Genomic DNA, 227 nt, shown 5'->3' with positions numbered 1-227 from the left:
GTCAACGACGGTCACCAGGCTCGACAAGGCGATCAACTGACCTGCGCTCGCCGAAGTGTTGCTCACGACGTTAACTGATGGCGTAATAGGTACGGCCGTGATCAGCGTGCCCGTACCAGAATCCTGCGTTGCAGTGAAGCCAACTCCGGGATTCTGACCCAGCTGCAGATCATACGTTATTCCGCCCTCGACAACTTGAAGCATGCTGCCGGATACAACAGTGGCCG

General features: G+C 56.8%; 1 protein-coding gene. It reads right to left on the bottom strand.

Annotated elements, in window-relative coordinates; all coding sequences use genetic code 11:
- Positions 1-227, bottom strand: a 227-nt coding sequence (locus tag FNJ47_RS50905; RefSeq protein ID WP_206685448.1) for a hypothetical protein, incomplete at both ends; no start/stop codon positions are given.

It is taken from the genome of Bradyrhizobium uaiense (assembly GCF_010811875.1).
Classification (GTDB): Bacteria; Pseudomonadota; Alphaproteobacteria; order Rhizobiales; family Xanthobacteraceae; genus Bradyrhizobium; species Bradyrhizobium uaiense.
The sequence above is the reverse complement of the archived record's forward strand: the minus strand, read 5'-3'. Positions and strand labels throughout refer to the sequence as shown.